At 52.1% G+C, this 19572-nt stretch carries 22 protein-coding genes; 6 read left to right on the forward strand and 16 right to left on the reverse strand.

Annotation, left to right across the window (positions count from 1 at the left end):
• Positions 1–87 precede the first annotated feature (87 nt).
• The gene (gene barA, locus ACSF8W_RS15075) at positions 88–2856 is read left to right on the forward strand and encodes a two-component sensor histidine kinase BarA (RefSeq protein ID WP_500848065.1); all 2769 of its coding nucleotides are present in this window, start codon (positions 88–90) and stop codon (positions 2854–2856) included.
• A 122-nt stretch (positions 2857–2978) separates the two neighbouring features.
• Here the strand turns inward: barA and acpS are convergent, their stop codons facing one another.
• From acpS to rpoE, 11 genes are all read right to left on the reverse strand, one after another.
• Positions 2979–3359 (reverse strand): holo-ACP synthase, encoded by a 381-nt coding sequence (acpS, locus tag ACSF8W_RS15080; RefSeq protein ID WP_500848066.1) that lies wholly within the window; start codon positions 3357–3359, stop codon positions 2979–2981.
• A complete protein-coding gene (pdxJ, locus tag ACSF8W_RS15085) occupies positions 3359–4090 on the reverse strand; it encodes a pyridoxine 5'-phosphate synthase (RefSeq protein ID WP_500848067.1) in 732 nt (243 codons plus the stop codon). The genes acpS and pdxJ overlap by 1 nt, the downstream gene beginning before the upstream one ends.
• Positions 4087–4797 (reverse strand): DNA repair protein RecO, encoded by a 711-nt coding sequence (recO, locus tag ACSF8W_RS15090; protein ID WP_500848068.1) that lies wholly within the window; start codon positions 4795–4797, stop codon positions 4087–4089. Before recO ends, pdxJ begins: the two co-directional genes overlap by 4 nt.
• A gap of 9 nt (positions 4798–4806) precedes the next feature.
• Positions 4807–5712: a GTPase Era gene (era, locus tag ACSF8W_RS15095; protein ID WP_500848069.1), complete on the reverse strand. Its 906-nt coding sequence runs from the start codon at positions 5710–5712 to the stop codon at positions 4807–4809.
• Positions 5709–6383 carry a ribonuclease III gene (gene rnc, locus ACSF8W_RS15100; RefSeq protein ID WP_500848070.1) on the reverse strand — a complete coding sequence of 225 codons (675 nt, stop codon included), beginning with the start codon at positions 6381–6383 and terminating at the stop codon, positions 5709–5711. The genes era and rnc overlap by 4 nt, the downstream gene beginning before the upstream one ends.
• Positions 6384–6393: 10 nt before the next feature.
• Positions 6394–7293, reverse strand: a complete 900-nt coding sequence (gene lepB, locus ACSF8W_RS15105) for a signal peptidase I (RefSeq protein ID WP_500848071.1) — start codon at positions 7291–7293, stop codon at positions 6394–6396.
• A gap of 178 nt (positions 7294–7471) precedes the next feature.
• Entirely contained in the window at positions 7472–9268 is a 1797-nt protein-coding gene (gene lepA / locus ACSF8W_RS15110) for a translation elongation factor 4 (RefSeq protein WP_500848072.1), read from the reverse strand.
• Positions 9269–9346: 78 nt separating this feature from the next.
• The gene (locus ACSF8W_RS15115; protein WP_500848073.1) at positions 9347–9844 is read right to left on the reverse strand and encodes a SoxR reducing system RseC family protein; all 498 of its coding nucleotides are present in this window, start codon (positions 9842–9844) and stop codon (positions 9347–9349) included.
• Positions 9841–10815, reverse strand: a complete 975-nt coding sequence (rseB, locus tag ACSF8W_RS15120) for a sigma-E factor regulatory protein RseB (RefSeq protein WP_500848074.1) — start codon at positions 10813–10815, stop codon at positions 9841–9843. Before rseB ends, ACSF8W_RS15115 begins: the two co-directional genes overlap by 4 nt.
• 14 nt (positions 10816–10829) lie before the next feature.
• Positions 10830–11498, reverse strand: coding sequence for an RseA family anti-sigma factor (locus tag ACSF8W_RS15125; protein ID WP_500848075.1), 669 nt, complete (start codon positions 11496–11498; stop codon positions 10830–10832).
• Between the two features lie 24 nt (positions 11499–11522).
• The gene (gene rpoE / locus ACSF8W_RS15130; RefSeq protein ID WP_428478356.1) at positions 11523–12101 is read right to left on the reverse strand and encodes an RNA polymerase sigma factor RpoE; all 579 of its coding nucleotides are present in this window, start codon (positions 12099–12101) and stop codon (positions 11523–11525) included.
• A gap of 446 nt (positions 12102–12547) precedes the next feature.
• Here rpoE and nadB point away from each other — a divergent pair, with 446 nt between their 5' ends.
• Positions 12548–14167, forward strand: a complete 1620-nt coding sequence (gene nadB, locus ACSF8W_RS15135) for an L-aspartate oxidase (protein ID WP_500848239.1) — start codon at positions 12548–12550, stop codon at positions 14165–14167.
• A gap of 88 nt (positions 14168–14255) precedes the next feature.
• Here the strand turns inward: nadB and ACSF8W_RS15140 are convergent, their stop codons facing one another.
• Positions 14256–14741 (reverse strand): protein YgfX, encoded by a 486-nt coding sequence (locus ACSF8W_RS15140; RefSeq protein ID WP_500848076.1) that lies wholly within the window; start codon positions 14739–14741, stop codon positions 14256–14258.
• Positions 14713–14973 carry an FAD assembly factor SdhE gene (locus ACSF8W_RS15145; protein WP_500848240.1) on the reverse strand — a complete coding sequence of 87 codons (261 nt, stop codon included), beginning with the start codon at positions 14971–14973 and terminating at the stop codon, positions 14713–14715. Before ACSF8W_RS15145 ends, ACSF8W_RS15140 begins: the two co-directional genes overlap by 29 nt.
• Before the next feature lie 396 nt (positions 14974–15369).
• Between ACSF8W_RS15145 and ygfZ the strand changes: the two genes are divergently transcribed.
• From ygfZ to ACSF8W_RS15160, 3 genes are read left to right on the forward strand one after another with little or no spacing between them, the layout of a single operon-like run.
• On the forward strand, positions 15370–16347 hold the full coding sequence (gene ygfZ, locus ACSF8W_RS15150) for a tRNA-modifying protein YgfZ (protein ID WP_500848077.1): 978 nt from the start codon (positions 15370–15372) through the stop codon (positions 16345–16347).
• 6 nt (positions 16348–16353) lie between these two features.
• Positions 16354–16821, forward strand: a complete 468-nt coding sequence (locus ACSF8W_RS15155; protein ID WP_500848078.1) for an aminoacyl-tRNA deacylase — start codon at positions 16354–16356, stop codon at positions 16819–16821.
• A 16-nt stretch (positions 16822–16837) separates the two neighbouring features.
• Positions 16838–17776, forward strand: a complete 939-nt coding sequence (locus ACSF8W_RS15160) for a LysR substrate-binding domain-containing protein (RefSeq protein ID WP_500848079.1) — start codon at positions 16838–16840, stop codon at positions 17774–17776.
• A 120-nt stretch (positions 17777–17896) separates the two neighbouring features.
• Here the strand turns inward: ACSF8W_RS15160 and nqrM are convergent, their stop codons facing one another.
• The 3 genes from nqrM to ACSF8W_RS15175 are packed head-to-tail and all read right to left on the reverse strand — an operon-like array spanning position 17897 to position 18891.
• Positions 17897–18106 carry a (Na+)-NQR maturation NqrM gene (gene nqrM, locus ACSF8W_RS15165; RefSeq protein WP_500848080.1) on the reverse strand — a complete coding sequence of 70 codons (210 nt, stop codon included), beginning with the start codon at positions 18104–18106 and terminating at the stop codon, positions 17897–17899.
• Entirely contained in the window at positions 18103–18585 is a 483-nt protein-coding gene (locus ACSF8W_RS15170) for a NifB/NifX family molybdenum-iron cluster-binding protein (protein ID WP_500848081.1), read from the reverse strand. Before ACSF8W_RS15170 ends, nqrM begins: the two co-directional genes overlap by 4 nt.
• 3 nt (positions 18586–18588) lie before the next feature.
• Positions 18589–18891 (reverse strand): DUF134 domain-containing protein, encoded by a 303-nt coding sequence (locus ACSF8W_RS15175; RefSeq protein WP_500848082.1) that lies wholly within the window; start codon positions 18889–18891, stop codon positions 18589–18591.
• 465 nt (positions 18892–19356) lie between these two features.
• Between ACSF8W_RS15175 and ACSF8W_RS15180 the strand changes: the two genes are divergently transcribed.
• The gene (locus ACSF8W_RS15180) at positions 19357–19563 is read left to right on the forward strand and encodes a DUF1107 domain-containing protein (RefSeq protein WP_500848083.1); all 207 of its coding nucleotides are present in this window, start codon (positions 19357–19359) and stop codon (positions 19561–19563) included.
• Positions 19564–19572 lie beyond the last annotated feature (9 nt).

Below are 19572 nucleotides of genomic sequence, written 5' to 3' on the forward strand. Positions count from 1 at the left end.
GTCGAATAGCCCTAGTTTCATTAAGCTAACGACCACAGATGGGCGACAATTCTCCCACAGAATCGCATTCTTGTAATTAAGAGAACCATGACCAAATATGGACTTCGTGCCAGGGTCTTCACCCTGACATTAGCACCGACACTGATTATCGGCCTCCTCCTCAGCGCTTTTTTTACGATGAGCCGTTATCGCGATCTGGAACATCAGCTCCTTTCGACCGGTGCCAGCATCATCGAGCCCTTGGCCATTTCGACGGAATATGGCATGGCGGACCAAAACCGGGAAGCCGTGCGTCGCTTGATCAGCTATGCCCATCGTAAGCATTCGCAAATCATCCGCAGTATCGCGGTGTTCAACACCCACAATGAATTGTTTGTGACCTCGAATTTCCACCGTAATTTCGAGGCACTGATGTATCCCGATGATCAGCCTATCCCGTTATTACTGGAAACGCGGCTCAGCGAAAATTCATTGATCCTGCGGGCGCCGATCCTCAAAGAAGGCCAGTTTAGCAATCCGTCGTTCCCGGGCTATCAAGCGCAGGCCCTCGGCTATATTGCGCTGGAGCTCGATCTCAGTGCGTTGCGTTTGCAGCAATATCAGGAAGTGTTTACCGCTCTAATGGTACTGCTGCTTGGCCTGACCCTGTCATCGCTGTTTGCCTACCGGTTGATGAAAGATGTCACCCGCCCAATTTCGCACATGGTCAGTGTGGTCGACAGAATTCGCAGGGGCCACTTGGATATCCGTATCGAGGGCCACCTGCTTGGTGAGTTAGACACCCTGAAAAACGGGATCAATGCGATGGCCATTTCACTGTCGGAATACCACATCGAAATGCAACAAAGCATCGATCAGGCCACCTCGGATCTGCGTGAAACGCTCGAACAGTTGGAAATTCAAAACGTCGAATTAGACATTGCCAAGAAACGTGCGCAGGAAGCGGCGCGCGTGAAATCGGAATTCTTGGCCAATATGTCCCACGAATTGCGAACACCACTAAATGGTGTGATTGGCTTTACCCGTCAGATGCTCAAAACCCGCTTGAGCAGCAGCCAGCAGGATTACCTGCAAACCATTGAAAAATCAGCTAACAACCTACTAACTATCATTAACGACATCCTCGACTTCTCGAAGCTGGAAGCCGGTAAGCTGTTGCTGGAAAATATTCCGTTTGATTTCACCGACTCGCTTGATGAAGTGATGAAATTGCTGGCGCCAAGTGCCCATGAAAAAGGGCTGGAATTAACGCTGAAAATTGACCAACGCATTCCAACGGGCATGATTGGCGATCCTCTGCGTATCCAGCAGGTGCTGACCAACCTGATCGGTAATGCGGTGAAATTTACCGAGCGCGGTAACATTGATGTCTCGGTAGAGCTGAAAACCGATCGCAATGAAAGTATTGAACTGCAATTTATGGTGCGTGATACCGGGATCGGGATCTCTGAGCGTCAACAGGCACAGTTATTCCAAGCCTTCAGTCAAGCCGATGCCAGTATCTCTCGCCGTTATGGCGGTACGGGACTGGGGCTGGTGATCACCCAGAAACTGGTGTCACAGATGGGCGGCGAGATCAGCCTCACCAGCCGTCTGCACCAAGGCTCAACCTTCTGGTTCAGCTTATACCTGAACAAAACCGATCTGCCGGTATCGCAGCCGATGGATACGCACTCACTGCAGCACAAGAAACTGCTGTTGATTGAACCGAACATGCAGGCGGCCTCTGTGCTGCAACAACGTATGATCCACGCCGGCTTGCAGGTCACCTACCGCTCGACCCTGCCGGAAGACGCGGAGCATCATGACTTTACCCTACTCAATCTGGCGCCGGGCGAGCAGCCGCCACTCGCCGCCTTGCTCAATACCGTCTTTAAAGCAGAACAGCTCAGTGACAAAGTGATCGTCAGTCTGCCGACCACGGAATTGGCGCTGTCTGATCGCTTGCTCAATGCCGGTGTGTCCGCCTGCTTACCGAAGCCTTTAGGCCACCGTAAACTGCTGGAAACGCTGATCAGTGAGCCGGAGGCACTCCATGAACCGGAACCGCTGCCAGAGCCCTTGCAGGCCCCGACGGTGCAGCCTTTAACGGTCATGGCCGTCGATGACAACCCGGCTAACTTGAAGTTGATCTCTGCCCTGCTCAGCGAGCGCGTGGAAACCGTGATCACCGCGACCGGTGGGCGCAAAGCGGTCGAATACGCCCAGCAGAAACAATTTGATTTGGTGTTCATGGATATTCAGATGCCTGAAATGGACGGGGTCACCGCCTGTCAGGCCATTCATGAAACCCACTTAAACCACAGCACGCCAGTGATTGCCGTGACCGCCCATGCCATGGCCGGTGAACGCGAACGCTTGATTAAAGCGGGGATGGATGACTACCTGACCAAGCCGATTGAAGAGCACATCTTGCAGCAGATTTTGGCCAAGTGGACGGATCCCAACAAAGTGACGGCTGCACTACCAGACTCGACCACGATCGAACAGGCACACCCCGAGCCCACAGCGGAACACCATAACGTCAGTTGGGACTGGAATTTGGCTTTGAAACAAGCCGCAGGCAAAGAAGATCTGGCCAAAGACATGCTACAAATGCTGCTCGATTTCATGCCGGAAGTGGAAATGCTGGTCAATGAAGCGCTGGATGGCAAAGCCATTGAGCTCTGGCCGCCGATCCACAAACTGCATGGCAGCTGTGCGTACAGCGGTGTGCCGCGCCTGAAAAACTTGTGTTACACCATTGAAACCGCGCTGAAAGCGGGTGCCAGCATGGACGAGATCGAGCCTGAGTTATTTGAATTGATTGATGAAATGGAGAATGTGGTCAAGGCCTCGAAAGCCTATAAGAGTTGAGCACTGTAACCGTTTCTCCGTCACTGTCCTAACAATAAAAACGGCGAGCCAAGGCTCGCCGTTTTTTTATCTGTTTCTCGGTTAGGTGCTTAGGTCGACCAAGTGCTTAGACCCCTAGGCGGTCAGGATTCGAGGATCACCGTCGCCACGGCGTATTTCTTTTCATCAGCAATGGTCAGGTGGACATGATTCACGCCCCGCTGTGTCGCAAGTTCCGCGGCTTTACCCGACAGGTGCAACACCGGTTTGCCGAAATCATCATTACTGACCGTAAAATCCTGAAAGCTCACGCCACACGCAATGCCGGTACCGAGGGCTTTGGCCCCCGCTTCTTTCACCGCAAACCGTTTGGCCAGATAACGTTCTTTCCGTTTCAGCGAATGGAAGATCACCAACTCTGACGGCGACAACACCCGCTCAGCAAACGCATCACCACTGCGCGCATACACGTTCGTGACACGCTCAATATCCGCAATGTCTGTCCCTAAACCGAGAATCGCCATTAACGACGGGCGCTCTGCATTTCGGCTTTCATGTCCGCCACGGCTTTTTGCAAGCCATCAAACACCGCACGTCCCATGATCGAGTGACCAATGTTCAACTCATACAACTCTGGCAACGCCGCAATCGGCTTCACGTTGTGGTACGTCAAACCGTGGCCCGCATTCACTTTAATGCCTTTATCGTGTGCATAACTGGCCGCGGCAGCGATTTTCTTCAGCTCTGCTTGTTGCTCGGCTTCGGTTTCTGCATCTGCATAGTGACCGGTGTGCAGCTCAATAAACGGCGCACCACATGCCAGTGCCGCATCAATTTGACCGCGATCCGCATCAATGAACAACGACACTTTAATGCCTGCCGCGCTCAAGGTCTCTGTGGCCGCTTTCACTTTATCCAATTGACCGACGACATCCAGCCCGCCTTCGGTGGTCAACTCTTCACGTTTTTCCGGTACCAGACACACAAACTCAGGTTGCGTCGCCAGCGCGATCTGCACCATTTCATCCGTCACGGCCATTTCCAGGTTCATGCGCGTTTGAATGGTTTCACGCAAAATGCGCACATCACGATCGGTAATGTGGCGACGATCTTCACGTAAATGAATGGTGATCCCATCGGCACCGGCGCGCTCAGCAACTTCTGCGGCGTGCACAGGGTCCGGATAACGGGTGCCGCGTGCGTTACGTAGTGTGGCAATATGATCGATATTGACGCCGAGTAAGATGTTGTTCATTTTCCGGTACTCCTTCCTCTAGGGATAAACAATTCCCTGCTTTTTAATGGTTTACTGCCAAGGTACGGCTTTAATGCTATCCGTGTAAAGCGCTTCGCAGCACGCAGCTGTTCAGGGGTTTCAAACCGTCTGGCATCAATCGCCTTGAGCTGTTCGCCGGAAAAGGTGAGGTGTCCCACCTTCATTGAGGCGATAAATCCCCGTTGCTCACGGTAGTTGTAAGTCATGGTGTCATCCACTGGCAAGCCGCTGCCTGCACAGTGAAGAAAGTCGATACCGTAGCCTAAATGGTACAGTAATGCGAGTTCAAAACGGCGCAATGCCGGCTCTGGGTTATCCGCTTGCGCCAGCTCACGCAGCACATTCAGATAATCGAGAAACAGCACAGGATAAGGGGTATTGGTTTCCAGCACACGCGCCACTAATTCATTCACATACAGGGCGGAGTACAGGATATAGCTGCGCATCGGCAGACCGATACTGATGGGTTCAGCATGGGTCAACACGGGCATGGTGCCGCGACCGGACCATTTCATAAAGAGAGGGGTGAAAGGCTGAAGAGCGCCTTTAAGATTGGAGCGCTTACGGCGCGCTCCTTTCGATAGCAGTGTGATACGGCCTGAGTCCTCGCTAAAGACGTCGAGGATCAGGCTCGTCTCACTGTAGGGACGAGTATGGAGGACGAAACAGCGCTGAAGCCCTTCCATAACCGTGCCTTATAGATCGTCGATATAGCCCAAGCTACGCAAGGCGCGTTCATCGTCAGCCCAACCGGACTTCACTTTTACCCAAAGCTCTAGGTAAACTTTACGCTCGAACAAACGTTCCATATCAAGGCGGGCTTCACGGCCAATCACTTTGATTTTCTCGCCGGCTTTACCGATCACCATTTTCTTCTGGCCAGTACGCTCAACCAAAATCAAACCGTTAATGTCAAAGCCATCGGTATCTGGGTTGTAATCGAAACGTTCGATTTCAACCGTCACCGAATACGGCAACTCTTCACCGGTGAAACGCATCAGCTTTTCACGGATGATTTCAGACGCCATAAAACGCTGTGAACGGTCTGTCACGTACTCTTCAGGGAAGTAGTACTGACCTTCCGGTAGGTGTGCGCGAACAATATTTTCAACGGTATCAACGTTGGTCCCTTTCTTTGCAGAAATCGGCACAACATCAACAAATTCCATCTTACGCGCCAACTCTTCCAAATGCGGGAACAGTTCATGCTTGTCTTTCACATTGTCGACTTTGTTGATCAACAACACGGTCGGCAAGCCGCTTTTCGCTAGCTTGTTCAATACCATTTCGTCATCGGCAGTCCACATGGTGCCGTCAACAAGGAACAAGACCAATTCGACATCTGTGATAGAACTGCTGGCCGCTCGGTTCATCAAACGGTTAATCGCACGCTTTTCTTCAATGTGCAAACCCGGGGTGTCGATATAAACCGCTTGGTAACCGTCACGGGTATCAACACCCATGATGCGGTGGCGGGTAGTCTGTGGCTTACGCGAGGTAATTGACAGCTTCTGACCAACCAAACGGTTGAGGAGGGTTGACTTACCGACATTCGGACGGCCAACGATGGCAATGAAGCCACAATGTTGCTTATCTGTCATGATTCCAACTGCTTAAGTGCAATTTCTGCTGCTGCCTGCTCTGCCTTGCGCCGACTGCCGCCTTTACCAATAACAGGCTGATCCAAGCCCGCCACTTCACACTGCACGGTAAACTCTTGGTTGTGCGCTTCGCCATGTACCTTGGTCACAGTGTACGCAGGTAAGGGTAGACGACGTCCCTGCAGGCATTCCTGCAGACGAGTTTTCGGGTCTTTCTGGTTGATCCCTGGTTGAATCGTTTCAAGACGCGACTGGTACCATTTCAAGACAATGGTACGAACAGATTCGGTACCGCTGTCGAGGTAAATCGCGCCAATGATCGCTTCTACGCAGTCCGCCAGAATAGAATCACGACGGAAACCGCCACTTTTCAATTCGCCAGGACCCAGTAACAGGTGATCACCCAGTTCAAATTCACGGCCCAACTCGGCCAGTGTTTTGCCGCGTACCAAGGTGGCACGCATGCGGCTCATATCGCCTTCATCAACCGATGGAAAGCGATGATACAAGTCATCAGCAATCACGAAGCTCAAAATAGAATCGCCCAGAAACTCAAGGCGTTCATTGTGTGTTCCGTTAGCACTGCGGTGTGTCAGTGCTAGGGTCAACAAGGCTGAATCATTAAATGTATACCCCAGCTTACGCTGAAGTCTATTTGCAGGAGTGGTCATTTTTTCCCGATCAGTTTATGCCACCGATGCGATTGAAACGCACACCGGTAGGAATCCAAGATGGAAGTGCACTATCAGCACCTCGTTCAAACTCAAAGCTGATCCAGATCCCGACCGCTTTACCCACTAAGTTGGCTTTTGGCACAAATCCCCAGTAACGGCTATCTGCGCTGTTGTCGCGGTTATCACCCATAACGAAATACTGCCCTTCCGGCACAACCCACTCATTCACACCAGGACGAGGCTGGTATGCCAGCGTGTTATCACGCTTAAGTGGATGCACCAAAATTTGGTGTTCGTGCTCACCCAATTTTTCATTGAATTGCACAAGTCGGGTCATCCCCTGGCTAAAGTCGCTATCAGTCATATTGGTCAGTGGGACTGGTGTACACTCTGCGCTGCCTTTCGGGGCAATACACAGTTGTTTGTGTGCGCTGTAACGCACTGTGTCACCAGGTAAACCTACCACACGTTTGATGTAGTCAATATTTGGCTGAGGCGGGTATTTAAACACCACCACATCGCCACGTTCCGCTTCACCGGTTTCCACCAACTGATGACGGAAAACAGGGTCTTTCAGACCGTACGCGAATTTTTCAACCAAGATGAAATCACCGACCAATAGCGTCGGCATCATCGAACCGGATGGGATCTGGAACGGCTCATAAATAAATGAGCGAAATACCATAATCAGCGCGATCACCGGAAACATCGAGCTAGCAGATTCTACCCAGCTCGGTTGCGGTGCAACGGCTTGTAGGGTTTGAGCATCCACCTGATCGCCAGCATTTGCCGCCGCCGCTTGAATCTTCAATTGGCGTTTCGGCGCCCAAATAAACTTATCTAAAGCCCAAATGATCCCTGTTACCAGCGTCGCCAGCACAAGAATTAGCGAAAAAGTATTTGCCATGTTTATCCCTACTTAATTAACTATCAGGCAAAACGGTCGGCAATGCCAAATCCCGTTCGCTCGATAAAACAATGCAGCAAGACCAGCTTGCTGCATTGCCATTATTATCTATATTACTGAGGACAAGAGTAGCAACTCTGGTCTTTCATTGTCTACGGATAACAATAGGTTAAATCTATTACTTATCTTTGCCCACATGCAGAATCGCAAGGAACGCTTCCTGAGGCAGTTCAACGTTACCGATCTGCTTCATACGTTTCTTACCGTCTTTCTGCTTCTGCAACAGCTTCTTCTTACGGCTGATATCGCCACCGTAACATTTTGCGATTACGTTCTTACGCAACTGTTTTACGGTTGAGCGGGCAATGACATTGGTACCGATCGCAGCTTGAATCGCGATGTCGAACATCTGGCGAGGAATGAATTCTTTCATTTTCTCTACCACGTCACGACCGCGCTGCTGTGAGTTATCTTTGTGCGTGATGATCGCAAGCGCATCAACACGATCACCGTTAAGCAGAATATCAACACGAACCATGTTGGATTCTTCATAACGCTGGAAGTTGTAGTCCAGTGATGCATAACCACGTGACGTTGATTTCAGACGGTCAAAGAAGTCCAAAACCACTTCAGACATAGGAATGTCATATGTCAGAGCAACTTGATTGCCGTGATACACCATGTCTACCTGCATACCGCGCTTTTCAATACACAGGGTAATTACGTTACCCAGGTATTCACTTGGTACAAGGATATTACAACGTGCGATCGGCTCACCCATGATGGCAATGTCGTTCACCGCAGGCAGTTTTGCCGGGCTATCAACATAAATCAAGGTACCGTCAGTCTTTGTCACTTCGTACACAACCGTCGGTGCCGTCGTGATCAGGTCGATGTTGTATTCACGCTCAAGACGTTCTTGAATGATTTCCATGTGCAGCATGCCAAGGAAGCCACAACGGAAACCAAAGCCCAGCGCTGAAGAGCTTTCTGGCTCATAGAACAACGACGCATCGTTCAAGCTAAGTTTGCCCAGTGCATCACGGAAGTTCTCGTAATCGTCTGACGATACTGGGAACAAACCCGCGTAAACCTGAGGTTTTACTTTCTTAAAGCCAGGTAGTGAGGTTTCACAGCCATTTTTGGCATACGTCAAGGTATCACCGACAGGGGCGCCGAGGATATCTTTGATACCACACACCACCCAGCCCACTTCACCGGTACGCAGCACGTCTTTGTCGATCTGCTTCGGTGTGAAGATACCCAAACGATCAATGCCCCAGACTTGGCCTGTGCTCATTACCTTGATCTTGTCGTTTTTCTTCATGATGCCGTTTTTAATACGCACCAAAGAAACAACGCCAAGATAGTTATCGAACCAAGAGTCAATGATCAACGCTTGCAATGGCGCGTCAGGATCACCTTCTGGTGCCGGAATGGCAGATACGATGTTTTCAAGTACATCATCAACACCCAAGCCGGTCTTTGCAGAACAGCGTGTCGCTTCAATCGCGTCGATGCCAACAATGTCTTCAATTTCTTCGGCTACACGCTCTGGTTCAGCCGCTGGAAGGTCGATTTTATTCAAAATCGGCACCACTTCCAGGTCCATTTCCATCGCGGTATAGCAGTTTGCTAATGTTTGGGCTTCTACACCTTGACCCGCATCTACCACCAGCAGCGCCCCTTCACAAGCGGCCAGTGAACGAGAAACTTCGTATGAGAAGTCTACGTGTCCAGGGGTGTCGATAAAGTTAAGCTGATAAGTTTCACCATCTTTAGCCGTGTAGTCGAGCGTCACGCTCTGGGCTTTGATAGTGATACCGCGTTCGCGCTCAAGGTCCATGGAATCAAGAACCTGCGCAGCCATTTCACGATCGGAAAGGCCGCCACAGACTTGGATTAGACGGTCGGATAAGGTCGACTTACCATGGTCGATATGTGCAATAATCGAAAAGTTACGAATGTGCTTCATGAATTGGCGTGACTAACTCGTGATAAAAAATGAATGGGATCTACAGATCAAGTTCACGGATTCTACCGAATTTCCCCGCTACTCGCTATCTTTCGATGCGGCATTTATTGCCAATCCTGCCGAAACAGGCTGACCAAGGACACGGATCAAGCTCGGTTGATAGGCAGAATCCCCTTCTAATCGTGCAGCATAATGCTTCGCAACCCCCACGCCGAGTGCGGCGCAACTTAATGCGGTGAGGATCACACCGAGTTCACTGCCGCCGGCCATGCCTACAAACCACCACTGACCGAGAGCAGCACCTACCACTAAGCATAGCAAAGGCAACACGTAGACTAACAAGGCTGAGTGAATCATGCTTCGCTCAGACAAGCCGATCTCAACCACATCCCCGACATTGACGGGTTGCAGCGTCGGGATGGTGATCTGGTGCTGGCGGCCAGGCAACGCTTTATTGACGATGCCACTGCCGCAGCTGTGTTGTGAGGCACAGCTGCCGCAACTGGTTTGTTGCTGACAACTGACCACGATGTGATCAGCGTGGCAAGCCACCACCGTGGCCAATGAATGCATCATTGTGGCTGACTCCCGGCAGCAGGAAACTCCACCGACTCGGCAACACGACGGGCGGTCGCGGGCGGAATATCCCCCACCACCGTCACTTCTTTGCCTTTGAGCATGTAGCTGTGCAAGGTACGACGCCCCTGACGCACTAACTGCTCACGCACGGTAAAATTATCAGCGGCAGAGACATAAATCGAGAAACTGAACAGGCCGTCACTGTACATTTTGCTCTCTACCGGTCGTTCGGTCATCATCAAGCGATGGCGATTTCGCGAAATCGATTCAAACCCTTGTGGCAACCATTTTACTTTCCAGTCCAGCTCCGCTTGGGGTTTAGGCGGCAACTGCACCACCGCTGGCAACTCAACGTTTTCAAGGCTTTTCAGCACATCCCCGACTTTCGGGTTAATCACGTAAGAAACGGCACGGTATTGTTCTAGCGGCTCACCATCACGATCCAGCAAGTCGGCCCGCATCACCAGTTTGCTGCGGGTATCAATCCACAATAAATAGGAATAACGGGCGCCGTCTTTGGGGGCGATACGCACTACATCACACGCAACGCCCGCCTCGCGCGACCGGCCCATGGCAATGAAATCGTAATAGTCGGCTAATTCGCTGATGTCTGTTTTCATGATCGGCGGCAACGGCGCCACCATCTTGTTACTGTCGATAGTGAACGGGTCAAGCCCCGGTTCAAAATAACTGACTTCATTGCCTCGCTGGATCACTTCGCGCGGTGGCCCACTGAGGTACACCAAATGAGCATAGGTTTCCCCGTTTTCCAACGCATGGCGATAACGCAGCGGTTCAATGCTGTTTTTCTTGATTAGGATGTACGACAACTCATAACTGAGTGCACGGCTGGCCTCATCCATTTGATGCAACAAAGCCTCGGCAGAAGGTGTCACATCTTCCGCAGAGGCTTGCAGTGGCATCGCAAGGCTGACCAGTGTCATCACACCGACCAGAATCTTCTTCATTTTTCCGCCATCAATTAGTTCGCTTCCAACATCGAGCGGTCAATGGAACCGTCTTCAGCGTTTAAGCGCAGCTGTAGTTCGTAGTCCTGCAACATCGCATTAATGCGACGGCGCTGCTCCATTACCTGCGCTTCCGTTGGCCCCGCATGACGATGATTGGCTTGCACCGAATCTCGCGTGAGGCTAACGGGCTCAGCAGTGCCAGCAAAAGGGATAGTTTCCAATACTGGGAGTTGCTCGCTGTTTGCTAAGCCGTCGGCACCAATGTCATTGCCGTTGTATTGCTGTACACCGACAATCACGGCCAATGACACGCTGGCGGCTACCGCCACCTGACCCAGTTGGGTTAACCAACTCGGGAGTGTCCACTTTGCCTGTTGTGGTGTCGGCTGAGATTCTGTTGGCACCGTCTGTGTTTCACGCACATCCGCAAGGTGCACCACTGGCGCGACCTCTTGCGGTGCCATACCGGTATGAGCCGGCTCATCGTCCAGCGCCAGTGCTACCTTGGCCGCAATATCCCAATCCATTGTTTGCGGTGCTTCCCCGCGCATGACATCCCCGATTAAAGAGAAGCTCTGCCAGGTTTCTTGACTGCTGTTATCAACAGCCAATGCATTTACAATGCTCTGATCCAGCTCTTCGCCATCTAACAATGCCGAAATTTTTTCTTTATCAGCCATCTTTTTTCACCGTTTGGCCCAACACTATCGCTGCATGAGAGGACGAATGCGTTTTTCAACCGCCTCTCGTGCACGGAAAATACGAGATCTCACCGTACCCACCGGACAATCCATGACTTCAGCAATCTCTTCATAACTTAAGCCTTCCAGCTCGCGCAACGTGATCGCTGTTTTAAGATCATCCGGTAATCCTTCAATGGTACTAAAGACAACCCGCTTCAATTCTTCTGACAACATTTGGTTCTCAGGGTTCGATATTTCTTTTAGCGCATTACCATTTTCATAATATTCCGCCTCTTCAGCATCCACATCGGACGCAGGCGGACGCCGCCCCTGAGCGACTAGGTAATTCTTCGCGGTATTCACCGCAATACGATAGAGCCATGTATAAAAGGCACTTTCACCACGAAACGTCGGTAACGCGCGATAGGCCTTAATGAATGCCTCTTGGGCAACATCCGGCACATCGCCAGAATTGCTGACATACCTTGCCACCAAATTACAGACTTTATTCTGGTACTTCACGACCAGTAAATTAAAGGCCTGCTTGTCGCCACGCTGTACCCGCTCAATGAGTACTTGGTCAGTTTGCTGCTCGCTCATCCGAGCGTGTACTCCTATGTCTATGACACCCGTATTTCTTATGCGTCCTGGCTAAAAAAGATTGTGAGCCATCAACGGAACCGATCGCATCGCCACTATGCGACCCAAACTGATCTGCCGTGCCCAACCAAAACAATATGATAAAAATATATGAGCGTGAGCACTATCTCTGACTCGGCAGAACCGACAAAGTTCCCGATAAAAAAATAACTTCTCAGAAATAGTGCGCGATTTTTCGGCGCCAATACCGCAGTATTAACATTCGCTTTGCTTTCCGCCACCGGCGTACTGAGCGCGGTCTGATACGAAAGAGAAACACCTTAGACTGTGCTTCGTCGCGCATTATAGCGTTTCATGAGAGCAATTTGTGAACCCGCCGTCAAAAATGAACAAATGACAGGGAATTTGGTAACATAACGGCATGACCACAGGGATATGAGATCATGATGAACGAAAACCGAGAGCATCAATGTGATGTACTAGTCATCGGGAGTGGTGCCGCAGGACTGTCACTGGCATTACGCCTTGCCCCCAAGGGGAAAGTGATTGTTTTAAGTAAAGGACCACGCAGCGAAGGGGCGACGTATTATGCCCAAGGCGGCATTGCCGCTGTGTTTGACGAAGGCGACAGTGTCGATTCCCATGTGGAAGACACCCAGATCGCCGGCGCCCATTTATGCGACGAGCAAGTGGTGCGCTTTATTGCCGAAAATGCCAAGCATTGCGTTCAATGGCTGATCGATGGCGGGGTCCCCTTTGATCGGGAAGAATGTGACAGTGACGACGCCCCCCGCTACCACCTCACCCGTGAGGGCGGCCACAGTCATCGCCGCATCCTCCACGCCGCCGATGCCACTGGCATGGCGGTACAAAATAGCCTGCAAGACAATGTCCACCAACACCCCAATATCACCGTCCTTGAACGTCACAACGCCCTCGATTTAATCACCGGCCAAAAGCTGGGACTGACCGACCAACCTAACCGCATCCTCGGTGCTTATATCTGGAACCGCAACCGCGAAGCGGTAGAAACTGTGCGCGCCAAGTTTGTTGTGCTGGCCACCGGCGGTGCGTCGAAAGTGTATCAGTACACGTCAAACCCCGATGTTTCGTCCGGCGATGGGATTGCCATGGCCTGGCGTGCCGGTTGCCGCGTCGCGAACCTCGAATTTAATCAGTTTCACCCCACCTGTTTATTCCACCCGGATGCCCGCAACTTCCTGCTGACCGAAGCCCTGCGTGGCGAAGGCGCCTACCTGCGCCGTCCGGATGGATCACGCTTTATGACGGATTTCGATGCGCGAGGCGAACTGGCCCCCCGTGATGTCGTCGCCCGTGCCATCGACTATGAAATGAAGCGCCTCGGGGCGGACTGCATGTACTTGGATATCAGCCACAAGCCGGCCGATTTTGTCATGAAGCATTTCCCGATGATCCACGAGAAACTGCTGACGTACGGCATCGATATCACCAAAGAGCCCATCCCGATTGTCCCAGCCGCCCACTACACCTGTGGCGGGGTCATGGTTGATCAGCAAGGACGCACGGATCTGGACGGCTTATATGCCATTGGAGAAGTGAGCTACACCGGTTTACACGGCGCAAACCGCATGGCTTCCAACTCGCTGTTAGAGTGCGTGGTGTACGCTTGGGCGGCGGCAGAAAGCATTGCCACACACATGGACAGTGTTAGCCTGCCAGATAGCTTGCCAGGATGGGATGAGAGTCAGGTTAGCTGCTCAGATGAAGAGGTGGTGATCCAACACAACTGGCACGAACTGCGCCTGTTTATGTGGGACTACGTGGGCATTGTCCGTTCCACCAAACGCTTAGAGCGGGCGATGCGGCGTATTCAATTGCTGCAAGACGAAATCAATGAATACTACAGCCACTTTCGCGTCTCAAATAATTTGCTTGAGCTGCGTAATTTATTGCAAGTGGCAGAACTGATGGTGCGTTGTGCATTGGAACGCAAAGAGAGCTTGGGCTTGCATTATACCTTGGACTATCCAGAGTCTTCGGCGGAACCTCGCCCGACCATCCTGACACCGGATCACCCCTGCTAATCGTACTTTTGTCTTGTGGCTTCGGTCTCGAGACTGCTGTCTTGTGGCTGACGTCACGAGACAGCTTTTCCAGCTTTTCTTTCCCCGCTCACTCACTCGGCCGATAATCCGCGATCCCATTCGGGTAGCGCGCAAATAACGTAATTTGATGATACGCCGATACCGTACAACTGTCCGGTGCGACTGCGACCCACACGGTTCGGGGGTTGGCTGGACGCGACGTCGACAACGGAGAATAAACGGGCGACGGAGCATGGCGTAATTGAAACACCACCAGCCACGGTGTGCGTAAGGTAAGGCGTTTGAGAGTCCACGACGTATTTTGCCACTGCACCTGACCGTCACAGCGGATCACCAGTCGCCCTTGCTGGCGGACGTGGTGCCACGCCCATTGCTCCCCTTCATGCCACAACCCCCACACACCGAGAACAAGCAGCGACAGCGGCAACGCATGCACAAACACCGTGAGCAGTAACAGAAACAGCGCACTGGCATAACCGACCACCAGTGCGTAAAAGAGGAAGCGAGAAGGGATCAGCGCAATATCAGCGAAGTTTGCTGTTGTTGTGGGCAACAATTTTATCGACCATGGCCGCGTGAGCCAGGTTGTCGCTGCGACCGTGTTGCATCATCCACTTAAACAAATCCGGATCATCGCAGGTTAACAGTGAAATAAAGTCTTGTTGTTCTTCAACAGGCAATGCCTCAAAACACTCTTCGAAGAACGGCATGATAATCACATCCAATTCCAACATACCACGGCGGCATGCCCATTTAACCCGTGCTTTATCTTCTGCACTCAACATTGTTACAACCTCAATCATCTTGCTCAGGGCGACAGGGCTGACGTGATATGCCATGCCCATGCGGGTGCCCCATCATGGAATATGCCACTCATACTAGCAGCCCCCTTTGGGCGCGACTATGCGCCAGCGCAAGCAAACCCCCAAGTTGAGATCTGCGATCACTTTTGTCCCCTCTCACCGCCCTGACAGTATCTGAGCGTTTACCTCAGGTATAGGTGCTGACAAACGGAAAAAGTCGCTTTAACATAGTCCTATCAGGGACGTTACTTGGCCGTTTACGTGCACAAGCATGCGCGAGTCAACATACCCCCTCCCATTCACCCCTTTTTGTCGTGGGGCACCATGAGGGATCGGCAACACGCCACCCGCTCACGATACGACTATGTTGGAAATACTATGAGCACTTGGTCTGAAAACTTCACGTTCCCGCCTCTCGCCCTGACATCAGAGGCAGATTTGCCGGCGCTGGCCTTGGTGGATTTAACGCACTGGGCACTGATCACGCTGATCGGCAATGACAAAAAATCGTACCTGCAAGGTCAGGTGACCTGTGATGTCGTGAGCCTTGCCGCTGATCAGTCCACGCTGGGCGGTCACTGCGACGCCAAAGGCAAACTGCGCACCCTCTTCCGTCTGTTCCACCACAACGACGGTTACGGCTTCTTCCAGCGCCGCAGTGTCATGGACACGCAATTGCCGGAACTGAAGAAGTACGCCATTTTCTCGCAAGTGGATATCAATGCCAGCGATGACATCCTGCTTGGTTTGGTCGGTCACGACGCCACGGCACGCGTGGATGCCCTGTTCGGCGGCGAAGGCGATGTGCGTGCCATTGACGGCGGCAGCGTGGTAAACATTGACGAACAACGCTGGCTGATCGCCGTGACGGCTGAACGCGCTAACGCCATTGCGGCACAGTTAGCGGATGCGGCGACCTTCAGCGATGATACCCTGTGGGATCGTTGTGATGTGGCAGCGGCGGTACCGCGCATTGACGCGGCCACCGAACTCGAATTTATTCCACAAGCCCTCAACCTACAGGCACTGGATGGGATCAGCTTTAAGAAAGGCTGCTACACCGGCCAAGAAACCGTCGCCCGTGCAAAATACCGTGGCATCAACAAACGTGCCATGTACCTGCTGAGCGGCCCGGCTGACACCTGCCCACAAGCGGGCGATGCCCTAGAACGCAGCGTTGGTGAAAACTGGCGTAAAGGCGGCACCATTATCGCCGGTTACCGTTTCAGTGATGGCACCGCCATTGCCTTGGTCTGCCTACCTAACGATTTGGATGCCGACACCCAATTCCGCCTTGCCGGTCACGAGGCGCTTTGGCAGCAACAGGTTTTACCGTACTCACTCGAAGAAGCGTAAGCCCGTATGCAAACATCCGTTACCCGTTATTTAGAGGAAGAAGGCGTGGAATATCGCCTGCTTCCTCACCGTCAGCCAGCCAAAACGGTTGAGGAAGCCGCCCGTGAACGCGGGGTCGATCCGCAACAGATGGTGAAATCGATTCTGCTGCGCGACATGAGTGGCTTTCATGTGTTGGCCTGTGTACCGGGCCCGGCACAAGTGGATCCCACCAAAGTCCGCACCATGTTTGGTTGTCGCCGCATGACCTGTGTGGCGGCCAGTGAGGTGGAAAAAGTCACGGGGCTCGTTATCGGCACCGTTGCGCCGATCGGCCTGAAACAGCCGTTGCCGATCATTTTTGATCACAGCATTACCGCGCACTCGCACGTCAATATCAGTAGCGGTGATCGCATGGCCGGTATCGAGTTGGCCACCGACGACTTACTGGTGTTGTGTGATCCAATGTTGGCAGATATCTGCCGCACGTCGTAACGAAGCAGGAGGCTTCATGAACACCATCAACTGGCGCGGCGTCGATCTGAATTTGCTGATCGCGTTTTCGGCCTTAATGGAAACCCGCAGTGTGACCAAAGCGGCCGCCAAACTGTCAATGGGACAATCGGCCATGAGCCATAATCTGTCCCGCCTACGCGCCCTGATCGACGATCCGCTGTTTGAACGTCATGGCCATCAGATGATTGCCACGGATAAAGCCTTGGAGTTGGCGCCAGTGGTGGAGCACATTTTGCAGTTGGTCACGTCAGAGATCTTGCAGCCGGGAGATTTCTCGCCCGCGCATTATCAGGGGATCTTCCGTATTGGCCTGACCGACTACGCCGAATTGCTGTTCGCTCCCGCGTTGTTTGATGCGATCCGCGAGCAAGCCCCGCACAGCCAGTTAAGCTTTTGCAATGTCGATAGGAATAACTATCAGCATGCCGCGGAAGCGCAGCAAATCGACCTGATCATCGGCTCGATGAAAGATCTGCCCCGGGAATTTGAGAGCCAGTATCTCTACACCGAAGATCACGTGTGCTTGTTTGACAGTCAGGCGACCGGCTTATCGACGCCGATAGATCTCGCGCGCTACATTCAAACACCGCAAGCCTTGGTCACCCCTGACGGCAAGCTGGCCAGCAATGTCGATAACCAATTGCAACAGCAAGGTTTTCAGCGCCACATTGCTGTCGGCTCCAGCAGCTTTTTGACCATTCGCCACCTGCTGACAGGCCGCAACTTGTTGTGTGTGGTCTCGACCTTAATGGCGCAATTGGATGTCTTCCAAGACACCCTGACCCAGTGCCGACCCCCTGTTGAGATCCCGGATTTTGATATCAATATGCTGTGGTTACGCCGCAACGCTAACCACCCGCGTCAAGAATGGCTGCGCCAGTGCGTACATCAGACCATCACGGCGAGAGTGAGTGAACTGCGTCAGCTCAACTAAAATCCCTCCGTGTTGTCGCGCTAACCTGATGCGTTAGCCATAAAAAAACGGTGTCACGTTCTACGCGACACCGTTTTTCTTTGGGATTCAGCCCACGCTTACCGCGCATGCGCAATCCCATTATTTATCCGCAGAAGGCTCGCTCTGCCCAGGCTCTTGGATCTGATACAACTTGTGCTCGTCACACGGCTCTTTGCAATTGCATTCTTTATCCACGCCCACATTGGCCAAGCCACCACAACTGCCTTGAATCGAACGCTTCTTCAGTAGACCGATGGCCATGCCGCCGATCACCAATAAAAATACCACCACCGTTAAGATGTAGGTCATAGTTTCAATCCTCCAATTTTCGTCAGCCCTTTCAGCACAGAAGCGCCCAGCGTACGGGTGCCGATCTTCGCCACAGGCGCTGGCGCAGCCTTCTTGGTGCCGCATCCACAGCCGCATCCGCCTTTTTCCCGCTTACACGGACGGCCTTGCTCAGCCGCGGTTAACGCTTCACGGGTGACCGTGCCATTGAGCACATCCGTCAGCGCACTGCGTGACGGTACACGGAAAATGACAAAGCCGGCATTGAGCAGCCTTGCCAGAGAGCGTTGCCCTACATTGCCCAGAATGAGGGTCGACACCCCTTGCTCTGCCAACTGGCGTTGGATCAGCTTTTTATGCTTACATCCCACCGCTTTACTGCCGCTGTTTTCAATGTCAGCGAGCCAACGCCCTTGTTCATCATAGACCTTAAACGTCGCCGCTTTGCCGAAGTGGCCCGCCACTTCTTGTCTTGGTGTCACTGCAATTGCCAATGCCATTTTTTATTCCTTTTCACGATCACTTGTTAGCGGCGAGGCCAGCTCTAACGCCATGCCTCCCACCAGCGCTTTAGCCACTTTATGCCGCGCACTGGCCACAATATTACCCAACGTTTGACGAGAAACGCCAAGCACCAAGGCCGCCGCTTGTTGATTGAGCCCATTCGCGTCAACCAACTTCAGCGCCTCAAGTTCATCCGCCGCCAGCGGGATAGCCGTCAGTTCTGACATCGGCACCCCATTGGGTTTAAAACACTGATAAGCGGGGCGGCAACTGATCCGGCGGGCTATTTTCGGTCTAGGCATCCTCTTTTACTCTCGTCATCGCGTTCATCACAATTGCACCTATTATTGGCATATGCCAATAACTCACTTTGATCTTGCGCAGTGATCGTGCAAAAACACCCACATCAAAGCAAAATAATGCTTAACAGCTTTGTAGCCAATCGGTGACACACCCGATAAACGATCCCCCCCGTAATAAGCACGTACATCTCTACTTTGTTGCCTTTCACCACCATTTCATCGCTGATAGGTAAAAAGTCCGTATTTTCACCGTTAAACCTCCCGAACAAAGCGCATGGATCCCCTGACCGCTCCTATCTGGTGTGTTAACACAAGGAGAATTCACTGCCGTGGCACTTACTGACAAAAGAAACACAATAATAAGATAGTTTTAACATTTTCATTATGCTGAAGGCATCACAGAAGCGGGCAAAAAGTTGATTTACACTTCTCACCGTCAAAAACAGAGGGAAAGGTTGGCTAATTATGCGCATGTTCAAACGCTACGTGCCTAAAATGATCGCAAAGCACGTCAGTCGTTTATTCAGTGGTCGGATCTATATTGATGGCCGTGGAGGTTATGAATTTAACAATGGATTGTTAATGGTACCCATTAAGGCTGAGCACCGTCACTACCAAACCGTGAATGAGATCAATCAAGAAATCAGACGCATGAAAGACAGCGCCTGCTAACCGTTTCAG

This window comes from Photobacterium sp. 270122K, from assembly GCF_059941365.1.